This window comes from Lacrimispora sphenoides (assembly GCF_900105215.1).
In the GTDB taxonomy this organism is placed as follows: Bacteria; Bacillota; Clostridia; order Lachnospirales; family Lachnospiraceae; genus Lacrimispora; species Lacrimispora sphenoides_A.
Map to the genome: position 1 here is coordinate 1,550,649 of NZ_FOIP01000002.1, position 18,185 is coordinate 1,568,833.

18 protein-coding genes are annotated in these 18,185 nt (G+C 43.9%); 1 reads left to right on the top strand and 17 read right to left on the bottom strand.

Annotated elements, in window-relative coordinates:
* The first annotated feature begins 448 nt into the window (after positions 1 to 448).
* Positions 449 to 2,266 carry a glutamine--fructose-6-phosphate transaminase (isomerizing) gene (glmS, locus tag BMW45_RS23890; protein ID WP_092249860.1) on the top strand — a complete coding sequence of 606 codons (1,818 nt, stop codon included), beginning with the start codon at positions 449 to 451 and terminating at the stop codon, positions 2,264 to 2,266.
* 111 nt (positions 2,267 to 2,377) lie between these two features.
* Here glmS and BMW45_RS23895 read toward each other — a convergent pair whose 3' ends face one another.
* The 17 genes from BMW45_RS23895 to BMW45_RS23980 form a co-directional block, all read right to left on the bottom strand.
* On the bottom strand, positions 2,378 to 3,592 hold the full coding sequence (locus BMW45_RS23895) for a phosphopentomutase (protein WP_092249863.1): 1,215 nt from the start codon (positions 3,590 to 3,592) through the stop codon (positions 2,378 to 2,380).
* Positions 3,589 to 4,746 carry an alanine racemase gene (locus BMW45_RS23900; RefSeq protein WP_092249866.1) on the bottom strand — a complete coding sequence of 386 codons (1,158 nt, stop codon included), beginning with the start codon at positions 4,744 to 4,746 and terminating at the stop codon, positions 3,589 to 3,591. Before BMW45_RS23900 ends, BMW45_RS23895 begins: the two co-directional genes overlap by 4 nt.
* Positions 4,747 to 5,841, bottom strand: a complete 1,095-nt coding sequence (locus BMW45_RS23905) for an aminotransferase class V-fold PLP-dependent enzyme (protein WP_092249869.1) — start codon at positions 5,839 to 5,841, stop codon at positions 4,747 to 4,749. It abuts the gene before it with no gap.
* 13 nt (positions 5,842 to 5,854) lie between these two features.
* On the bottom strand, positions 5,855 to 6,724 hold the full coding sequence (locus BMW45_RS23910) for a phosphotriesterase family protein (protein WP_092249872.1): 870 nt from the start codon (positions 6,722 to 6,724) through the stop codon (positions 5,855 to 5,857).
* 169 nt (positions 6,725 to 6,893) lie between these two features.
* Positions 6,894 to 7,877, bottom strand: coding sequence for an amidase family protein (locus BMW45_RS23915; RefSeq protein WP_092249875.1), 984 nt, complete (start codon positions 7,875 to 7,877; stop codon positions 6,894 to 6,896).
* 12 nt (positions 7,878 to 7,889) lie between these two features.
* The gene (locus BMW45_RS23920; protein ID WP_092249878.1) at positions 7,890 to 9,200 is read right to left on the bottom strand and encodes a YhfT family protein; all 1,311 of its coding nucleotides are present in this window, start codon (positions 9,198 to 9,200) and stop codon (positions 7,890 to 7,892) included.
* Positions 9,201 to 9,202: 2 nt separating this feature from the next.
* Entirely contained in the window at positions 9,203 to 9,574 is a 372-nt protein-coding gene (locus BMW45_RS23925) for a DUF2620 domain-containing protein (protein WP_025233135.1), read from the bottom strand.
* A 64-nt stretch (positions 9,575 to 9,638) separates the two neighbouring features.
* Positions 9,639 to 9,998, bottom strand: a complete 360-nt coding sequence (locus tag BMW45_RS23930) for a PRD domain-containing protein (RefSeq protein WP_092249881.1) — start codon at positions 9,996 to 9,998, stop codon at positions 9,639 to 9,641.
* Positions 9,999 to 10,058: 60 nt separating this feature from the next.
* Entirely contained in the window at positions 10,059 to 10,994 is a 936-nt protein-coding gene (gene yhfZ / locus BMW45_RS23935; RefSeq protein WP_092249884.1) for a GntR family transcriptional regulator YhfZ, read from the bottom strand.
* 218 nt (positions 10,995 to 11,212) lie between these two features.
* The gene (locus tag BMW45_RS23940) at positions 11,213 to 11,854 is read right to left on the bottom strand and encodes a cytidylate kinase-like family protein (protein ID WP_029701730.1); all 642 of its coding nucleotides are present in this window, start codon (positions 11,852 to 11,854) and stop codon (positions 11,213 to 11,215) included.
* A 114-nt stretch (positions 11,855 to 11,968) separates the two neighbouring features.
* Positions 11,969 to 12,883, bottom strand: coding sequence for an RluA family pseudouridine synthase (locus BMW45_RS23945; RefSeq protein ID WP_092249887.1), 915 nt, complete (start codon positions 12,881 to 12,883; stop codon positions 11,969 to 11,971).
* Positions 12,880 to 13,398, bottom strand: coding sequence for a signal peptidase II (gene lspA / locus BMW45_RS23950; RefSeq protein ID WP_092249890.1), 519 nt, complete (start codon positions 13,396 to 13,398; stop codon positions 12,880 to 12,882). The genes BMW45_RS23945 and lspA overlap by 4 nt, the downstream gene beginning before the upstream one ends.
* A gap of 10 nt (positions 13,399 to 13,408) precedes the next feature.
* Positions 13,409 to 14,497: a 3-dehydroquinate synthase gene (gene aroB, locus BMW45_RS23955; RefSeq protein WP_092249893.1), complete on the bottom strand. Its 1,089-nt coding sequence runs from the start codon at positions 14,495 to 14,497 to the stop codon at positions 13,409 to 13,411.
* A gap of 270 nt (positions 14,498 to 14,767) precedes the next feature.
* Positions 14,768 to 15,286 carry a cell division protein SepF gene (locus BMW45_RS23965; protein WP_025233142.1) on the bottom strand — a complete coding sequence of 173 codons (519 nt, stop codon included), beginning with the start codon at positions 15,284 to 15,286 and terminating at the stop codon, positions 14,768 to 14,770.
* Between the two features lie 130 nt (positions 15,287 to 15,416).
* The gene (locus tag BMW45_RS23970; RefSeq protein ID WP_092249899.1) at positions 15,417 to 16,112 is read right to left on the bottom strand and encodes a YggS family pyridoxal phosphate-dependent enzyme; all 696 of its coding nucleotides are present in this window, start codon (positions 16,110 to 16,112) and stop codon (positions 15,417 to 15,419) included.
* A gap of 12 nt (positions 16,113 to 16,124) precedes the next feature.
* A complete protein-coding gene (locus BMW45_RS23975) occupies positions 16,125 to 17,462 on the bottom strand; it encodes a biotin/lipoyl attachment domain-containing protein (protein ID WP_242883317.1) in 1,338 nt (445 codons plus the stop codon).
* 252 nt (positions 17,463 to 17,714) lie between these two features.
* Entirely contained in the window at positions 17,715 to 18,134 is a 420-nt protein-coding gene (locus tag BMW45_RS23980) for a hypothetical protein (protein WP_025233145.1), read from the bottom strand.
* Positions 18,135 to 18,185 lie beyond the last annotated feature (51 nt).

Below are 18,185 nucleotides of genomic sequence, written 5' to 3' on the forward strand. Positions count from 1 at the left end.
ATCTAAAATTCATTTTATAGAAATGATGTAAAATGAAAAAGAAGTTTTTCGTAAAATGAATGTAAATCATAGTATTGACGCACAAACGATCACAGGCTATAATAAACTAGATTTATGAAGGAGGCATAAATAACAATAGCAAAGCTAAGCGCCATGCACCAGTTGATGCGATCGTGAACATTTTTCCATGGAAAAATGGCATCAAGGGTTGACGAGGTGAAGGGTTATCGAATATTCGGCGGATGCCCTTCCATGCCCCTCCGGGCGTGTATCTTACGTGAAATATGCAGGTAACTGCAAAACAAACGCGTTGGAACCGGGGAATTAAAACAGAATGTAATAAAAAGCTGCCGTTTTTAAAATTTGAAGCCAGACGGCCTGTTTTTTGTTTGCCATTTTTAAGGACGAGTGCAGACATAAAATGAAAACTTAAGGAGATTGTGAAATTATGTGTGGAATTATTGGATATACAGGACCATTAGACTCTAAAAGAATATTGCTTGATGGATTGTCCCAACTGGAATACCGGGGGTATGACAGCGCAGGTATTGCTCTTTTTATGGAGAATTCTCATACCCGTCTGATCAGACATATAGGAAAAGTATCTAATTTAAAGGAAGAATGCAAAGGAATCACAGAGGTATCCCATTGTGGTCTTGGACATACCAGATGGGCAACCCACGGAGGTGTAACGACCCAGAATACCCATCCCCATCAGGCCGGGCGGATTACTCTGGTTCATAACGGCATTATAGAAAATTATCATCAGCTCACTCTGGATTTTCATCTGGAGGGAAAACTCCGCTCTGAAACAGACAGCGAGGTGGCTGCCTGGGTTCTGGAGAGCATTTATCAGGGAGATCCGGTGGAAGCTATTTCAAAATTTACTGCTTATTTAAAAGGGTCTTACAGCTTTTGCGTGATGTTTGAGGATCATCCCGGTGATATCTTTGCAATCCGTAACATCAGCCCCCTGGTGGTAGCCTATACAAGATCCGGTTCTTTTGTAGCTTCGGATTTAACTGCCCTCATTCCATATACCAGGCAGTATTTTGTAGTTCCTGAGAATCAAATTGTAAAACTCACCTCTTATAAGGTACATCTCTATAACCTGGAACAGCAGGAAGAAGTACCGGAGCTGATGGAGGTAAACTGGAACATGGATGCAGCCATGAAGAACGGATTCCCCCATTTTATGCTGAAAGAGATCCACGAACAGCCGGCGGCCCTAAAGAACACCATATTGCCGCGCCTGGTTAAGGGGCTGCCGGACTTTGGCGATGACGGCATACCGGATACAGTGCTGAAACAGTGTTCTCAGGTTCATATCGTGGCCTGCGGTACTGCCATGCACGCAGGGATGGTGGCAAGGGCTCTTATGGAGCCGCTTCTTCGGATCCCTGTTACAGTTTCCATTGCTTCTGAATTCCTATATGAAGATCCGCTCATTGATCGTAATACTCTGGTCATCATCATATCCCAGTCAGGGGAGACCATTGATACCCTGGCGGCTTTGCGGCTGGCGAAGGCCTGCGGTGCTGCTACTCTTTCTGTGGTCAATGTAAAAGGCTCTACCATTGCCAGGGAAAGCGATTATGTTCTATATACTCATGCAGGCCCGGAAATCGCGGTTGCCAGCACAAAAGCATATTCTGTTCAACTTGCAGCCCTTTATATGGTATGCTGCCGGATGGCCTTTGTCCGGGGAAATTATGACCATGAGGAAGCCGAGGACTTTATAAAAAAGCTGCTTGATGCCATACCGGCCATGGAGGCTATGATTGAAAAAAAGGATGAGGTAAAGGCTTTAGTAACACACTTAATCAATAAGCCGGACGCCTTTTTTATCGGGCGTGGCCTTGACTACGCCTTCTCATTGGAAGGGGCTTTGAAATTAAAAGAAATTTCCTATATTCATGCGGAAGCCTATGCTGCGGGGGAATTAAAACACGGGACTATCGCTCTTATAACAGATCAGGTTCCGGTTATAGCCATTGCAACACAGGAGAAGATTTTTTCAAAAACCATCTCCAATATCCGGGAGGTAAAAGCAAGAGGTGCGTTTGTGATTTTATTAACAAAGGAGAAATCAAAGATTGAGCCTGGGATTGCTGATGTTCAGATCAATATTCCGGAGATCGGCGACCGGTTCACGGTATTTCCAATCGCAGTTGTGCTTCAGCTTATTGCTTATTATGCTTCTGTAGGAAAGGATCTGGATGTGGATCAGCCTAGGAATCTGGCAAAGTCTGTGACGGTTGAGTAATCTCATAGGAAAAGAAAAAAACATGAGGGGTGCGGCTTTAGCCGTATCCTTCATGTTTCTTTTACGTAGTCAATCTGTATTTACAACTTGATAAAGTTAAATTCTTTCCCATCAATTTTTAAGAACCGACAGAAAGGATTCACCGTTTTGCGGAGCGTCTGTTCCAAAATAATCACATACGGTTGCGCCAATATCAGACAGAGTTTTTCTCCTTCCCAGCCTTCTTCCTGTTATTCCTTCTTTATAAACGAGAAGGGGGACGCACTCCCTGGTATGCTTACTGTGACCGATATTGGGATCATTTCCATGGTCGGCCATGATCACCAGAATGTCCTGAGAAGTCAGCTCCGGTAAAAGCCTGCTGATTCCCTGGTCTGCGATTTCTAAGATCTTTTTATAAACCATGGTGGACTGGGAATGTCCGGCTAAGTCTGTTTCCTGCACATTGGTGCATAAAAAGCCCTGATTCATGGCTACTGTTTCCCGAAAGGTAAGGTCCATCACTTCCTGTGTTGGTACGCAGGATATGCTCAGCCCTCTGTCATTGGATACAATGTCCGCAACTTTTCCAATCAGAGTACAGTCATACCCTGCTTTTGTGAGAATCGTGGGGGCCTGTACATTTTGATCCACTCCATAGCCTAAGTGTCTGCACTGGTAGCCATGGTCGTAGGACTTGGATTTTGCAGACGCAATACCGATGAAGCGGCCTTCTTTCACCTCTTCGGCATTCCAGAGGTCTTCCATGGTATTTCCGGTTCCGCCAAACACAATCACGCGGCCTACGGTTACTACTTCCCTTACCTTTTTGGCTATGGCATACTCCTCTTCAAAGGAGATCAGATCCAATGGAGCCGTTACATTGTAACACATCCCTAAATCCGCTTCCAGATTATCTGCTACGGTTACGTACTGGTCTACCAGTAAATAGCGCAGCCCCTGCCGTTCTATGACCTGTACCTGATGTCCATTTGCCTCCAGGTGTGCTTTTACTGTATCTGCTTTCTCCTGAAAGGGATGGACTTCTGGTTTCTTCGGAAGTGTTCCCATAATTTCCTGATGGCCCATAAACGTATCTGCTCCAAAATGCATGAGCTCGCAGCTTCCGGAATTGGCTTCAGGTGAGAATTTCATGGAGGCACTTTCCTCTCCGTAGGCATTCATGAGCCCCAGTTTTTCCAGTGCCGGGAGTTTTAAATCAGGGTAGTCTTTCAGAATGCTCCTAAGGGTATTAGCCTTTTCATCTCCCGGCCTGGCAAGACGTGCATCTTCCATGGCTCCAATGCCGAATCCATCCAAAACGATGACAATCAATCTTTTTTTCATAACTTTTTCCCCATGCTGTCATATATTCCAACAATTTGCGGTTTTTTCTTTTTCAATCCTTCAATCAGCACCACATCCGACCGGGTGACAAAGATCTGATAACGGAATGCCATGACCACAGTATCTCCTACCGTCCCTTCATTCGTCAGGCCGAAATGGTAATCAATGCTTTCATCGGAAGGTGGAATAACACCCATTTTTGTATTACTATCAAAAGAGGTCCCAACCAGAGCAGACTTTACGTGGGAACGCCGGTAATAGCCGCCGCCGAAACAATAAGCCTGCCCTTTAAAATTATGGGATATCTCACTTACATAAGTAACACACGGGATTTCCTCCAGCATATGGTATGCATGTATTGGAGTTGTACCGGTCAGGCCATGGCCCGGTTCGGCACAGTTTCCTCCCATTTCTTTGATCTTACTTAGAGCGTAGGTACAGGTGCCAGAAGGCGTATTGACGATGGTTACCGGAACTCCACACTCCTTTAAAATATTAGCTGCATGTATTACGGTATCCACGTTATTGGTAGGGATCAGGTCATGGGCGGTTTCTTCATATAAAAAGCAGGGGAAAGAAGTGACACCTGCAATTCTTACACAGGGATACTGCGTTTTGACCCGTTCTACCAGATCTTTTAATGCATCAATATGAAACCCTGCAGTCTGTCCTGAATAGATCATATCCGAATCGTTAGTAACACGGAGAATGATCTCCTGGGAAAGCCCCAGTTTCTTTGCCGCCTGATGGATCTGACTGATTTTTTCTTCGGAATATACCGTGATCATCTGAGGATGGTATGCTACGATCTCCTCCACCTGGGCAGTAGGAATCTGTACCAAATGCCCGACGTTTGCGATCGGGATCTGGTGATCCATCATAACTTTAGCTTCTTTATAATCCACTACAACGGCCCCTTCGTAGCCCAGTTCTACCAGTTTCCTTGCCAGATAGGGATTTCTTCCGGCCTGCTTCAGCATGAAGAACAACCGGATCTTCTTCTCCTTTGCTTCTCTTAACATGAAAGAAGCATTATCCAGAAAGGTATCCACGTCTATCACATAAGAATCCGGTTGGATCAGTCCGCTCTGATGAAGCTCAAAGGAGGCTTTGATCAGTTCCGGGTTTCGTTTTAAGGTCTGCTCTAAAAACATTTATATCACTCTTTCTACAGCTTCTTTTATAATGTGCATAATGGTATCCGCCCCGGACCGCATCGGGTTGATTCGGATCATACGGCTTTCCAGCGTGGAATCCGCACTCCGGAAGGTACCGGATACCCGGTAAAACATGGGAACCAGCTCATATTTCGATTCTGCTCCCACTGGATTCGGTGCTGCTCCCAGCTTTTCGGCTTCCCTAAGTACTTTTTCTGCAATGTTCTCATAAAACTCAACCAAAAGTACTTTTGACTGGGCATTTGCCAGAAATGCCTGTTTTACCTGAGGAATCTCACCTGCGTTCAGCCGTTTTACACATGCCTCATTTACCTGGGCCTGGATGGCCAGGGCCACAGGCGCATAGACAAGGCCGTGGAGTACATCCAGGGCTTCATGGCCCTGAACCTGCATGCCTCCGGAATAACTTTCTTTCACTAACTTTTCAATATAACATGCCTTTCCTACGATAATGCCTACGCCTTCCGGGCCCAACAGCTTAAATGAGGAAAAACAGGAAAGGTCCGCGCCGCACTGGATGCCGATCCGGCTCACTTTCATGGCGGCATAGTTATCATCGGTTAATATGGGAATATCAATGCATTCCTTAATTGTTTCTATTACCTGGGCTATGTCATAACTGTCATCCGGCTTTTGCCTTGTGTATTGGATGAGAGCGCCTTTAATATCATTGTTTTCTTTTATCACCCGGCGAATATCGTCCGGATCATTATAATCGGCCTCTACAGTCGGAATGTATAACATTTCCAGAGATGTGGCAGTCGTGCTGTAAACAGGCGCCTTGTGTACCAGGATTTTTTCAGCTGGTTTTAATATGCTGTGGAGTCCCATTCTTATAGCTCCGCTTCCGGCTCCTCTTACCAGGATACAAGCTTCCCCATCAAACAGATCCGCAATCACCCGTTCCGTTTTTTGTGTGGTTAACGGCTTATTAAGCCCCGGAACAACCCCTAAATCTCCACGATTTAAAATCTCGCGGCCGCTGAATGATTTTGTGATACAATCAATTACTTTAAACTGCAGTCTGGCGGCCTCCTCTACTGAGATGCTGGATAACGGATAGGTCTGCATTTTATCTTCCTCCTTATTTCAAAATCCGGTCCGGATTATTAATCAGCAGCATATCGATTTGTTCCTCGGATAATCCATAATCCCGAAGCATGGGAAGAAAGGTTTCAAACAGATAAGCATAACCCAAACCTCCCCATGCCTTTAAATGAGATTTTCTGGTAATATCCATAGATAAAACCACCTGCCCCAGGTAACCTTCTCTTGCGATTCGCTTTAATGTTTCTGCACGGAACCGGTCTGGACAGTAATTATTTTTTCCTACAGTATCGAATCCGATATTGACGCCTTCCTTCAGAACAGAAAGAATGTAATCTGTGTCCTGGGAAAGGTCTAAATGGCCGATAATAATCTTTTCCGGCCGTATCCCGGCATTTTTTAAATATATGGCCTGTTCCAAAGCCATTGTTCCAAGGGTTGTATGGGTAGTTACTACGGAACCGGTGCGCACCGCTGCCAAAGCCATGGAATGAAACACCTTTTTTTCCATATCCGTCATGGTGCTTTTGCTGGTTCCAAACTCTCCTATGACCCTAGCTTTGATGCCGGAATCCCCTATTCCTTCCGTCAATTCCTTCTCTGCCAGCTTGGCAAGTTCTGTTTCCGACATGGAATACACAAAATCCGGAAGAAACGGCTCTTTATAAAAACCGGTCGACTGCAGGATCCGGATGCCGGTGGCTTTTTCCATACGGCTCACGTATTCCGGATTCCTTCCCATCCCCATATTCGTCACATCCAGAATGCGCCTGACTCCTAGCTGATACAAACAGCGAAGCTCGCTTTTCGATTCCTCAAAACAGTCCAGACGGCAATCCTGGTCTTTTTTTACCCCGGATAAGTCTATGGTAATGTGTTCATGCATCAAAGTATAACCTTTTTCCATGTTTTGTCTCCTAATGATTCAAGGGGATATGCCTGCATATCCAGTTGATACCCGGTAAAGCGGGGCACGCTGTTCATAAACTCAAGGTTGTAAGACGTTTTTCTTTTAACCTTTGCCTTCAAGGGACAAAGGGGGAAGTTACTCTCACATTTGGCCCGTCGTTTCTCCACTAGAAATACATATCAAGATTCATAAAGTACCGCTCGATCAGCTGGGATCTTTTACAGACCAGCAATCTTGCCTTTCGGAACATTGCTTCAATGTCCTCCTTTTTACTTTCACAGATCAGAACGATACAGCGCCCCAATTCACTGGAAGGAACGGTCAGTGCGGATTTTCCACACATATTGACCACCCGCATCAGACCTTTTCCTGAAAGAGCCTGGCATTTTTCTGTTTCCTTATCAAAATGGCCGTAAATGCTGTCTCCCATGTCATTTACATCCACTGGTCCTTCCCTTGAGATCAGGATGGTTCCCGGCCTTATGATTCCGTTTAAGTATTGGATCAAAGGTTTCCGGCCCCCATAAATATCCGGCTGGCCATCGTTTGGTACCTCTTTCCATTCCCAATCGGTATTCTTATCATCGGAATCCTCTGTCAGGCTTATTCCAAGCAATGGGTCCAAAACCTGTTCCAGGGTCTTTAAATCTCTGGTAATGGCGCCAATGCTGGGGGAAAATATGATTCCATCAGTGGAAGCTTTGGAATGCTGCCTCATATGATCCTGCTCGATTAACGGAGAGATAAATCCATAAAGATTGAGCGCAGCGGCAGGTGCCAGTACACTGCCGCCGCCGTCTGTTCCGATTCCGGCATCATTGATTCCATAGAATACATTGAGGGCCGTACCGCTGCTGGAGCCGGTCATCCATTTTCCTGTAATGGGATTGATAAGCTGTAAATCCACCGCTCTTCCGCCTAAAGCCATTTTATCGGCGGTATGAAATAAAAAGCCATTTTCATTAAGACGTTCTTTTAGTTTCCCGGGAATGACCGGAGTATCCTTGATACCGGTATACCAGGCAAATCCATGTTTTTTCTGAGTTGGAGCAACCAGGTCAATGACGCAGGGATTTACCTGGTTTACAGTGCAATAAGGATTTTTAAGTGCCAAAAATGTTTTCTTTGCATATGTTTCAAGTCTTTCCATATCAATTCCCAGCTACTTCGCCACCGGGACTGCAATGAGACCGATTATGAGAAGCAGGTTCAGCAGCACTCCGAAAACGATACAGGCCACAGGACCAACCGCAAGGTCAACAATCGGTTTTTTCGCTTTCTTATTTAACAGGAAGGCCCCGATTACAAACAGTGCTCCGATTCCAGTGTACCCGGAAGAGGAAACAGCCATTTTTTCAGCAGCAACGATACCGCCTGCAAGCAAAGAAATTTCCAGAACCTTGTTCATGGATGTTCTCACATACTCTCCCATATCTTTGACTCCTGGGAATTTATCCATATATTTTGCAAAAATGTTGATCAGGAAAATCTCTGCCACCATGACTGCAAATCCGAGTACAAAGGCAAAAAGCGGGTTTCCATGGAGGAACAGTCCGACTACAAATACAAAGGTACAGCCAGCCGCACCGTACACACCTGTCACAATGGCTGTAGTAAATACCAGAGGTATGAAACCAATGGCTCTTGCAAGTGCGGTTAATCCGGCGTTGCTGTATTCCTGGTTGGCTAAAAGGGCAAGGGAAGCGGGATCGCCGGCGATAATGGCAAGGCTGGTTCCGGATGCGATCAGACCGCCCATAACAGCCAACAACAGCCAGTTTTTACGAATTCGTAAAATGTTGCCCTCAAAGCCCTTGGTCAGCCCTTCATTGGTATGCTCCGTTCCTTTCTGCTGAGCAGCATAAACGATCATCATAATCATACCTGCAAGCATTGCCATACCTTCTGCATTTAAAGAAACCTTGCCTGCCCCAATAGGAAAGGTACCGAATTTTTTTACAAGGAAATATACAAGTAAGGTTACAATTGCGGCGGTCAATCCTTTTTTAAAGCCGTGCTGATAAGCGATGCCCACTGCCGGGAATATGGCAAATGCAACTGTTATATAGCCGGAAACGCTTCCTAAGTCACTGGTGAAGTTATATGGCATATAGCTGAACAGTTTTACAACAAACTCAAGACCGGCCAGAATCGCCAGGCCGTAAGCGGCTCCAATGGCAGCGGAAAGGATCATCCCGTTCCTGCTGTTATTACAGAAAGATCCGATGATATCAGTAGTTAACAGCAGGCAGTGGATCAAAATAATGCTTGCTGCAATGGAGGTCGGTATACCAAAACCAATGACCAGGCCGAAACTGATGGCAAAGCTCATGGCCGCCAATTCTTTTCGGTTAATCTCGCCGTTAAAATACTGCCCTACAATTGGCCGGAAACCGTCATTAAATACTGCAATCCCCTGATTGGATAAAACGGAAGCCAGCGCCCCGATTAATGCAATAACTATGTATTTCATACCTATGAAACCTCCTCTTTCTCAATGATTGCCTGAAGCAAAACCGGAAGGACCTCTTCTTTGTGCTGTGCTGTAAATCCAAATGCTTTTTTCCCCTTTTGTACCTCTTCCCTGATAAAATCTCCGCTCTTTATCATTCCAGGCATGGAAATCGTAGAACAGAGCCCGGAACCCAGCATGGCCATAGCCATAGCCAGCGCTCCGCCGCCGCCAGTATTACAGGCACCTACATAATAATCATACTTTCCGTTTTTCACGCCCAGTGCAGCATCCAGATCCCCCTTGATCTCGATTTCTGCCCGGCCGTTCATCTGCAGGGATACCAGTCTGGCAATTTCTTCCTTGTCAATCTGACCACCAACCACAATCTTCATTGCTTCTATCCTCCTTTTATCCTTGTATCATTTCTTAAAAAGACCATTAGGTCCTGATACCTTATTATGAAAGCAGATTGCATAGATGAACAGTCAGGAAATTCCGTTCTGCTTCCGGGAACTGGATATCTGTTTCCTTTAACAGTTCCTCTTTTAACACTTCCGCTCTTTGGTAAACCGGCTCCTTTTTTATTCCATCGAGGAGCGTATTATCCAGAGGGTGTTCCACAACCCCGTCTAAAACTCTTTGTCCTGCCATGGCCAGATGGGTAATGAACATTGCCGCCTTATCTTCCTCTGTGTCAGGTTTTTCTTCCAGGATCCGTTCCACTGCTTTTCTGGAATAATCCGCAACCTTTTTGCAAATCACATGATTATCCTCCAGAATGTCCAGACGCTGGTTTAACATATCTCTTAAATCCATTGGATTCCCTCCCAGTTTCAATATACATTATTTTGTACTTTGCTTCAAAAAAGACAACTTTTAAAAATATGGTTCTCTTTTTTTCTCCCTTACCTCCCGGATGATCTCCACAACCTTCGGTACACTGACATACTTTTCTAACAGTGCCTTTAGATATTCATCCTCCTTTCTTATAACCATTACAGCTGTTGAAAACAGGTTGTTATAATCGGATTCGTCTAAGAAAACTACGTTCAGCGATTTGTACTTATGCTCCAGAATATCATCATAGTTCCATACACCTGCATCTATGATACCATCCATCAAGGCGCCTACGGTCTGCTGGGTCCGGATTGGGACCAGAGTAACCTTTTTGCCGTGTATAATATTTTTAGTAATGCAGCTCTGGTCAATGGAGCTGCTGTCATATGCTACCCGCATGCCATCCTGAATGCTTTCATATTTGGAATCCCCTAAAAGAAGCACATGCCTGGAAAGAAAGCTGCCCGGCCCAAAATTAATTGCCGCTTCAATCTGCTTTCCTTCTCTTATGGATTGTTCCGCCGCATACTGGGAGCAGATAGCAAACTGGTAGGTTCCTGATTCCACCAGATCAATACGTCCTACTGCACCTCTGGCGTAAGCCATATTAAAGTTAAGCGGTGCAAACTGGGTATACATGGCAGTGGCGAAACCTTCATAAGTCACGGAATAAGGAAGGGGCATGATCCCTAGAATATCTTTGCGCATACAGTTTTCCTGCAGCTTCTTGTAATCAATCTCTTTGATGCAGGTTCCCTGATGCCCATGATTCTCCAATGACACAGCATTGCACTCTTTTAAACAGGCAAATGCGTTCTGAATGGTCCCCCTGGATACCCCGAATTTATCCTGATACTCTGAGATCGGCAGAATCCGGTCTCCTGCATTCCGGGACATTAAATCCAACGCCAACAGATTTTTTACCAGACCTATTTTTTGATATAGGTTTCCTGCTTCTAAACAATTGTTTTTCATGAGTTCACTCGCTTTTACCAATTTACATTATTTTGTATATTCAAACAATATCATATGATATGTGCAATGTCAACAATATTATTTTTCATATTTTTATTTTATGTACAGAAAACACAAATCAACGAACAAAAAAGACGGGCATTTCCGTTGTATCATAGAAATGTCCGCCTTTATTCGATTCAATAATAATACATCTGCTACAAAAGGAGATTAATCCATTAACGGTTCGCCTTATTACATTCCATTTTTGCATCAACAAAATTGTGGATCAGCTTAACGGTTCCATCTATCCCTACGGAGCTTCGATTAATGCATAAATCGTAGCTCCTTACATCTCCCCATTTCTTATTGGAATAGTAATTATAATAGCTGGAACGCTTTTTGTCCGTTTTGACCATAATATCCTTGGCTTTGGTATCATCAACATGATAAAGTTCTTTTAAGGATTTAACCTTGTCTTCTTCATCGGCAGTAATGAACACGGAAACAAGGTTGGGATAATCCGTCAGAGCATAATCGGCGCATCTTCCAACGATTACACAGGATTCTTCATCCGCCAGCTGTTTGATGGTATCAAACTGTGCTAAAAAGATCTTATGATTAATTGGCATATCCATGTAACCAGAGGTCGTGAATCCCATGGAATATGTATCCATCACAAGGGAGTACAGAAAACTGTTGGTTGGCTTTTCATCATGGGTCTTAAATAATTCTTCACATAACCCACTGTTTTTTGCTGCAAGTGCCAAAAGCTCCTTGTCATAGCATTTAATGCCCAGTTCTTCTGCCAATTTCTGTCCGATGATTTTTCCAGAACTTCCACATTGTCTTCCAATTGCAATTACTAAATTTCCACTCATATAGACAGCTCCTTCCGGTATCTTATAGTTATATTATACCTTAAAATTTCTGAAAAATCTAGATTTATATTTCAATTTAACTGTTTTCTAAGAAGGTGTCTTATGGTTAGCCTGTTAAGTTAACCGCAGTTTTCTCAATAGTTCTTCAAAATAGTCGGGAAGAGGCGCTGTAAATTCCATATATTCACCGGTTCTGGGATGGATGATTCCCAATACACCGGCATGAAGCGTCTGTCCGGTAAGACGGAATGGGCACTTTGCGGGACCATAGACAGAATCTCCTAAAAGAGGATGGCCTATGCTTGCCATATGGACGCGGATCTGATGGGTTCGGCCCGTTTCAAGCTGGCATTCAATATAGGTAAACTGCCGAAACCGCTCAAGGACCCGGTAATGGGTTACCGCTTCTCTTCCATTTTTCTCATTGATGCTCATTTTTTTCCGGTCTATGGGATGACGGCCAATGGGGGCGTTGATCGTCCCCTCGTCATCCTTTAGGACTCCGTGTACGATTGCAGCATATTTTCTTGTAATAGAATGTTCCTTCAGCTGTTCAGAAATAGAACTGTGGGCCATGTCATTTTTACATACAATAAGAACCCCGGTGGTATCCATATCGATCCGATGGACGATACCAGGGCGCATAACTCCGTTTATTCCGGATAACTCGCTGCGGCAATGAGACATCAGTCCATTGACCAGGGTTCCGCTGTAATGACCTGCGGCGGGATGGACTACCATCCCCTTTGGTTTATTAATGAGAATGATATCCTTATCCTCATAGACAATATCAAGGGGGATTTCCTCCGGCATGATTTCCGGTTCCCTTATTTCAGGAAGGGTCAGGGAAATCCGGTCCCCTGCATTTACTTTATAATTGCTTTTTACCGGTTTTTCTTCAACCAGCACGGATTGTTCCTTTAAAAGCTTCTGAAGATAGGAACGGGAAATGTCCTGGCATTGGCCGGATAAATACCGGTCGATCCGGACACCGGCTTCCTCAGGAGCGACAACAAACTCTTGACTCAACCCAGCTCCTCCTTTTTATGAAAGGAAAGACAAGATAAGTCCTCCTCTTTGTAATAAAACAGAAACAGGAGCATGAAGACGAACATGGAAACCGTAACGTAACAATCCGCAACATTAAAAATCGGAAAATCGATCAGCTTAAAATATAAAAAGTCTACCACATAGCCTCTTAAAAAGCGGTCGATCATATTTCCCACCGCTCCTGCCGAAAGAAACATGGCAATTAGGTGCAGCGGCAGGTATTTTCTGTCGGCAGGCATACGGCTGACCGCAAAAGCCGCAACTGAAAGCACTAACAAGGCAACCAGCAGGAAAAACGCCTGTTTCCCCTGAAGCATTCCAAATGCTGCTCCCCGGTTTTCGGAATAATAAAGTTCAAATACTCCATTCCAGATGACGAAGGGAGGACGGTTCATGAGATGCTTAACAACAAGAAGCTTTGTCCATTGATCCAGGCCAATGGAAAGAAAGAAGCCGATGATCATCCCAATGATCAGTTTTGTTTTTTGATTCATGAAAATCTCCTTAAGTTAAGATATGGCGAAGCGCTTCTGCCATTTCCGTATCAGTGACAGTCTTGCAGGTAAAGGCTTTACCAATCTGTTCTAACAGGATAAACCGGATGGTGCCGGAATCCATTTTTTTATCACTTTTTGTTGTGAGAACAATAGTTTCAACAGAAAGCCCGCTTACAGAAACAGGCATGCCAAATTTCTCCATAACTGTTAAAAGTCTTGGAAGTTCTTCTGAACGGATCATTCCTCTATTGATGGAAATCGCCATGGCAGCGATGCAGCCAAGTCCTACGCAGTGACCGTGGACAAGCCGAAATTCTGAAAGCTTTTCAATGGCATGTCCCAGGGTATGTCCCAGATTTAATAGAGCGCGCTCTCCCTGTTCTGTTGGATCCTTTTCCACCACATCCCGCTTGATCTGGTTGCTCACAAGAACCATTTCGCTTAACACTGCTAAATCCCTGCTATGGATTTCAGCGGCATGCTCCATAAGCCATTGGTAATAGGAAGCATCTTTGATCAGTCCATGCTTGATAACCTCTCCCATTCCTGAGGAAAATTGTTCTTCTGAAAGAGTTTTTAAGGTGGCGGTACTCGAATATACCAGCTTCGGCATATGGAAGGCCCCTACCATATTTTTGTAGGAATCAAAATCAACTCCGGTCTTTCCGCCGATGCTGGAGTCAACTTGGGACAGCAGGGTTGTAGGCACCTGAATAAAGGATATTCCCCGCAGATAGGTGGCCGCCCCAAAACCGCATAAATCTCCCACAACTCCTCCGCCCAAAGCAAGCAGATAGTCATGGCGGTCAAATTGTTTTACAATAAGGGCTTCATATAAGTTCCTGACGGTATCCAGATTTTTGTTTTCTTCTCCGGCAGGGAAAATAAAATGTTCTGCTTTTTTGCAGCAGGCAGAAACAATCGATTCTACTTCCTCAAGGTAAAGAGGTGCCACATTGGAATCCGTGACAATACAAACCTTGCGTTCTCCCAGGTTCAGCTTTATCAGTTCTTCTTTTAGTCCGTCAAACCCAGTTTCCATGACAATCTCATAAATGAAGGCACCGTTCATGTGTACCGGAATTCTATATCCCATGGTATTTTCCTCTTTTCTGCTCCAGTTTTTTGAACATCCAGGTATGCTGCAGGGCGTTCCTCTTTTCTGTCCATGTTTTTTGACATCCGGGTGCCCGCAGGACGTTTTACTGCTGTATTATTTTTCTCCTATATCATGGAAGAAAGCAAACAATCTTCCGTCCCGTTTCCTGCATTGCAATGCTGCAACGATTTGAGGAAACGTGTGATGTGGAAAATCGTCTGCTTGTACCATTCAAAGAAATGTATGATGTCTTGTACGGAACATCTGTTATAGGCGTAAATTCATTCCGCCCATATCCAGGCTTCCATTATTTAACAGATCTTGAAAATCACCGGAGAGCTCTACGGATTCCGGGGTCGCTATGAATATGTAATTTGATATTTTCTGTAAATTACCATTCATGGAGTAAGTGGCGCCTGAGGTAAAGTCGATGATTCTCTGGGCGACTTCTGTATGGATGCCTTCCATATTGAGGACAACAGCCTTTCCGGCCAGCATATGATCGCAAATTTCCTTAGCATCTTCAATGGAGGTTGGTTTCACCATAGATACCTCCATAATGCGGGACTGCTTCATGGGCACTACTTTAGGGGACCGGGATAGGAAACGAGGCTTTTGATCAAAGTCGTCCTCTTCCTCGTAGTAATCCTCTTCGTTCTTTTTTGAGAAAAGGGTTCTCTTAGCAGGTTTATCGCTTTCATCCTCGTAGTCGTCATCTAAATAGTAATCGTCATCATCTGTATCGTTTAAGCGCATGCTATCCATCAGTTTGCCTAAAATGCTCATACTTTATTCTCTCCAATCTTATACCATGGTTCCTGAGTGAGAAAAAATCTTTCCAGGGCCCAGGCATATATTCTCACTTAATTCATGCCCAATCGTGCGGGTAAACTTTACTTCGCATCTCCTTCAATCATTAAGTGTTCATATAATATCTTGTACCGAAAATTCCGGTACCGACTCTTACCAGAGTAGCACCTTCTTCTATGGCAATCTCATAGTCTCCGGTCATACCCATTGAGAGCATATTCATACTAACATTATCAACGTTTTTGCTTTGCATGTCAACATAAAATTGTCTTAATTTTTTAAAAACGGGACGATTTTCCTCAGATTTTTCTACAAAAGGTGCAATAGTCATAAGACCTTTTATCTTTACATGGGGAAGGCTGGCGATTCTACGAATCGCGCTTTCCGTCTCCCCCAATTTAAACCCATATTTGCTTTCCTCTTCTGCCACATTCACTTCCAAAAGGATGTCCACAATTAAGTTTTTTCTGGCAGCTTCTTCTTCGATCTGCTCCGCCAGGCGGATAGAGTCTACGCTGTGGATCAGCACAGTTTTGTCAATAACCTGCTTGACTTTGTTTCTCTGCAAATGTCCAATCATATGCCAGCGGATATCTTCCGGAAGGGTAAGGTGCTTTTCACAAAGTTCCTGCACTTTATTTTCTCCAAAATCCCGGACACCGGCAGAATATGCTTCTGATATCATGACAGCGGGTTTTGTTTTGCTTACTGCTATCAGTGTTACTTCTTCCGGATTTCTTTCTGCCCTCTTACAGGCGGCTAATATCCGGTTATTTACTTCTTTCAGATTTTCCCTAACCAAATCAATCACCTCTTATCGATAAATTAATTCCCCTTCATTTACAGTTTCTGCATTGAGAACGATATGATCATATACCGCCAATCCATAGGTCATGTTCTTTTTCACTGTGTAATATTCATCATTGGAAGCCTGCACATCAATCTGTTTAAAGACAGCGTACCCTTTGTTTATATTATAGACGCCCTGAAGGGAAGCGCTTGTCCCAATTTGATAACGTTCCGTGGAATTAGGCTTTACAATATAATCTCCGGCTTTAAAGCCGTCTTCCGTTCCCATTTCGATATAGTAATTATCCCCTTCGGAATAGTAAATCTCGGTAGGGACAAAAACGACTGAGGTCCCGGACCCGGAATACACTTCTTTGTTGAAACCGGTGGACTGGCTGTCTCCGCCCTGGGTAACGTAGTCCATAGGGACCAGGTAAAAATCTTTTTTTGTAACAGATGTTACGGGAATCTTTAATCCATCTACCCGGTCGGACACGATTTCAAAATCAACGTACCGGTCGGATGCAAATTGAACCATATATTTATCAAAGTCCAATTTCCCAAAAGATTTTCCATCTGTTCCGGAAAACACGGAAAAGCTACCAGAAGCTTTTAAATCCCGTCCGGAAAATTCTACGGTAAGGTTTGTTTTGTCTCCATAAGATTTGGCATCTTCTTCCGCCATTGGGAACACAATCGACCATAAATCGGAAGTAATGACTTTATAAACTGGCGAGCCCTTTTCTATAAGGTTTCCTGATTTTGTAAAGGTTTTCGTATAGTTGCTGCGGTTAAACACGGCTTCTGAAACTCCCGATGGCTGAAGTCCTTCATAAGAATCCACTCCATAGGAGACGATGCCTGCCCGGTCTGCTTTTACCTGCTCAAAATTAATACCTGCCTGATCCATCTGGGCTCCAAGGTTGTCCAAAGCATTAAAATTCATATATTCCATGACTTCGGCCTCTAAAGCGTATTTGGCATCATATACAGATCGAAACTGGTCATTGTCATAAGTAAGGCTGAATGTGGTCAGCTGTTTTTTCAGCTCAGCAAGATTTTCCGGGGTCAGTGTAATTTTATCCTCTGAATTTTCCGCCAGAAATGAAGTGAGATTTCCTGTCTCATCAATGGAATAGACCCGGGTGCCGTTCGAAGCCCGTTTTCCTTCCCTTACGTAGTAATTGACATAGCCGGAACGGTCTGCATTTTTTACTTCTTCCTGCCGGAGGATAATTCCTGTGTAATTTTTATTATTGACGATGCTGCCTTCTTGTACTTCATAAAACTGTATCTTATCTCTACGAACATAGGCGAATACACTGAACACCATATAAACAAAGATCAACGCAAAGATGATCATGCCAACATTAATATTCAGAGGCCGTCGGTACCGGATGATTTTTTTATTCTTCTTTGGATGTGCAGCCCGTTTTAATGGCTGCGCTGCCTTTTGTTTAGCCAACCTGACGCCTCCTTTCCTTATTACTGCCCATGAACTCTGGGCATAAAGGTATGCCTTAGGGCGTTTCTTTTAGTATTATAAAAGGAAATACCAAAAAATTCAAGCAAAACAAAGGGGACTGCCGTGCAGCCCCCTTATCTTCATGTATGATTATAATGAAACAACCACATTAGCCCTGGCATTCTCAGGCATATTCTCCGCATCTATGGAAACACTGAGAACAAAGGTTACGTGATACTTTTCACCGATTTTTTCCAAAGTTGCAATGGTTTCAGATATATCTTCCCCTTCAAGGCAGGCCAGCTTTAAAAAGCTATCAAAGAACATCATCTCTAAATCATGATCTTGAGATATAATACCACAGATAAAACCTATAAATCCTTCGCTTGATGTAATCGGATACTCATTGACATTAATGAGGCGGATCTTGTTGCTTAATTCGTACATGTGCTTGGAACTTTTGTCCAGGTAGGCAATAGAACCTGTTGATTCTTTAACAATAGAATTGGCTCTGTCTAACAGATGTTTTGTTTTCCCCTTACCCTTTTTTCCTGCTATTATCTGCACCATAGCAATCTCCTCCTTGCGTTATATAATTTGTATAAAAAGTCTATTCGGATT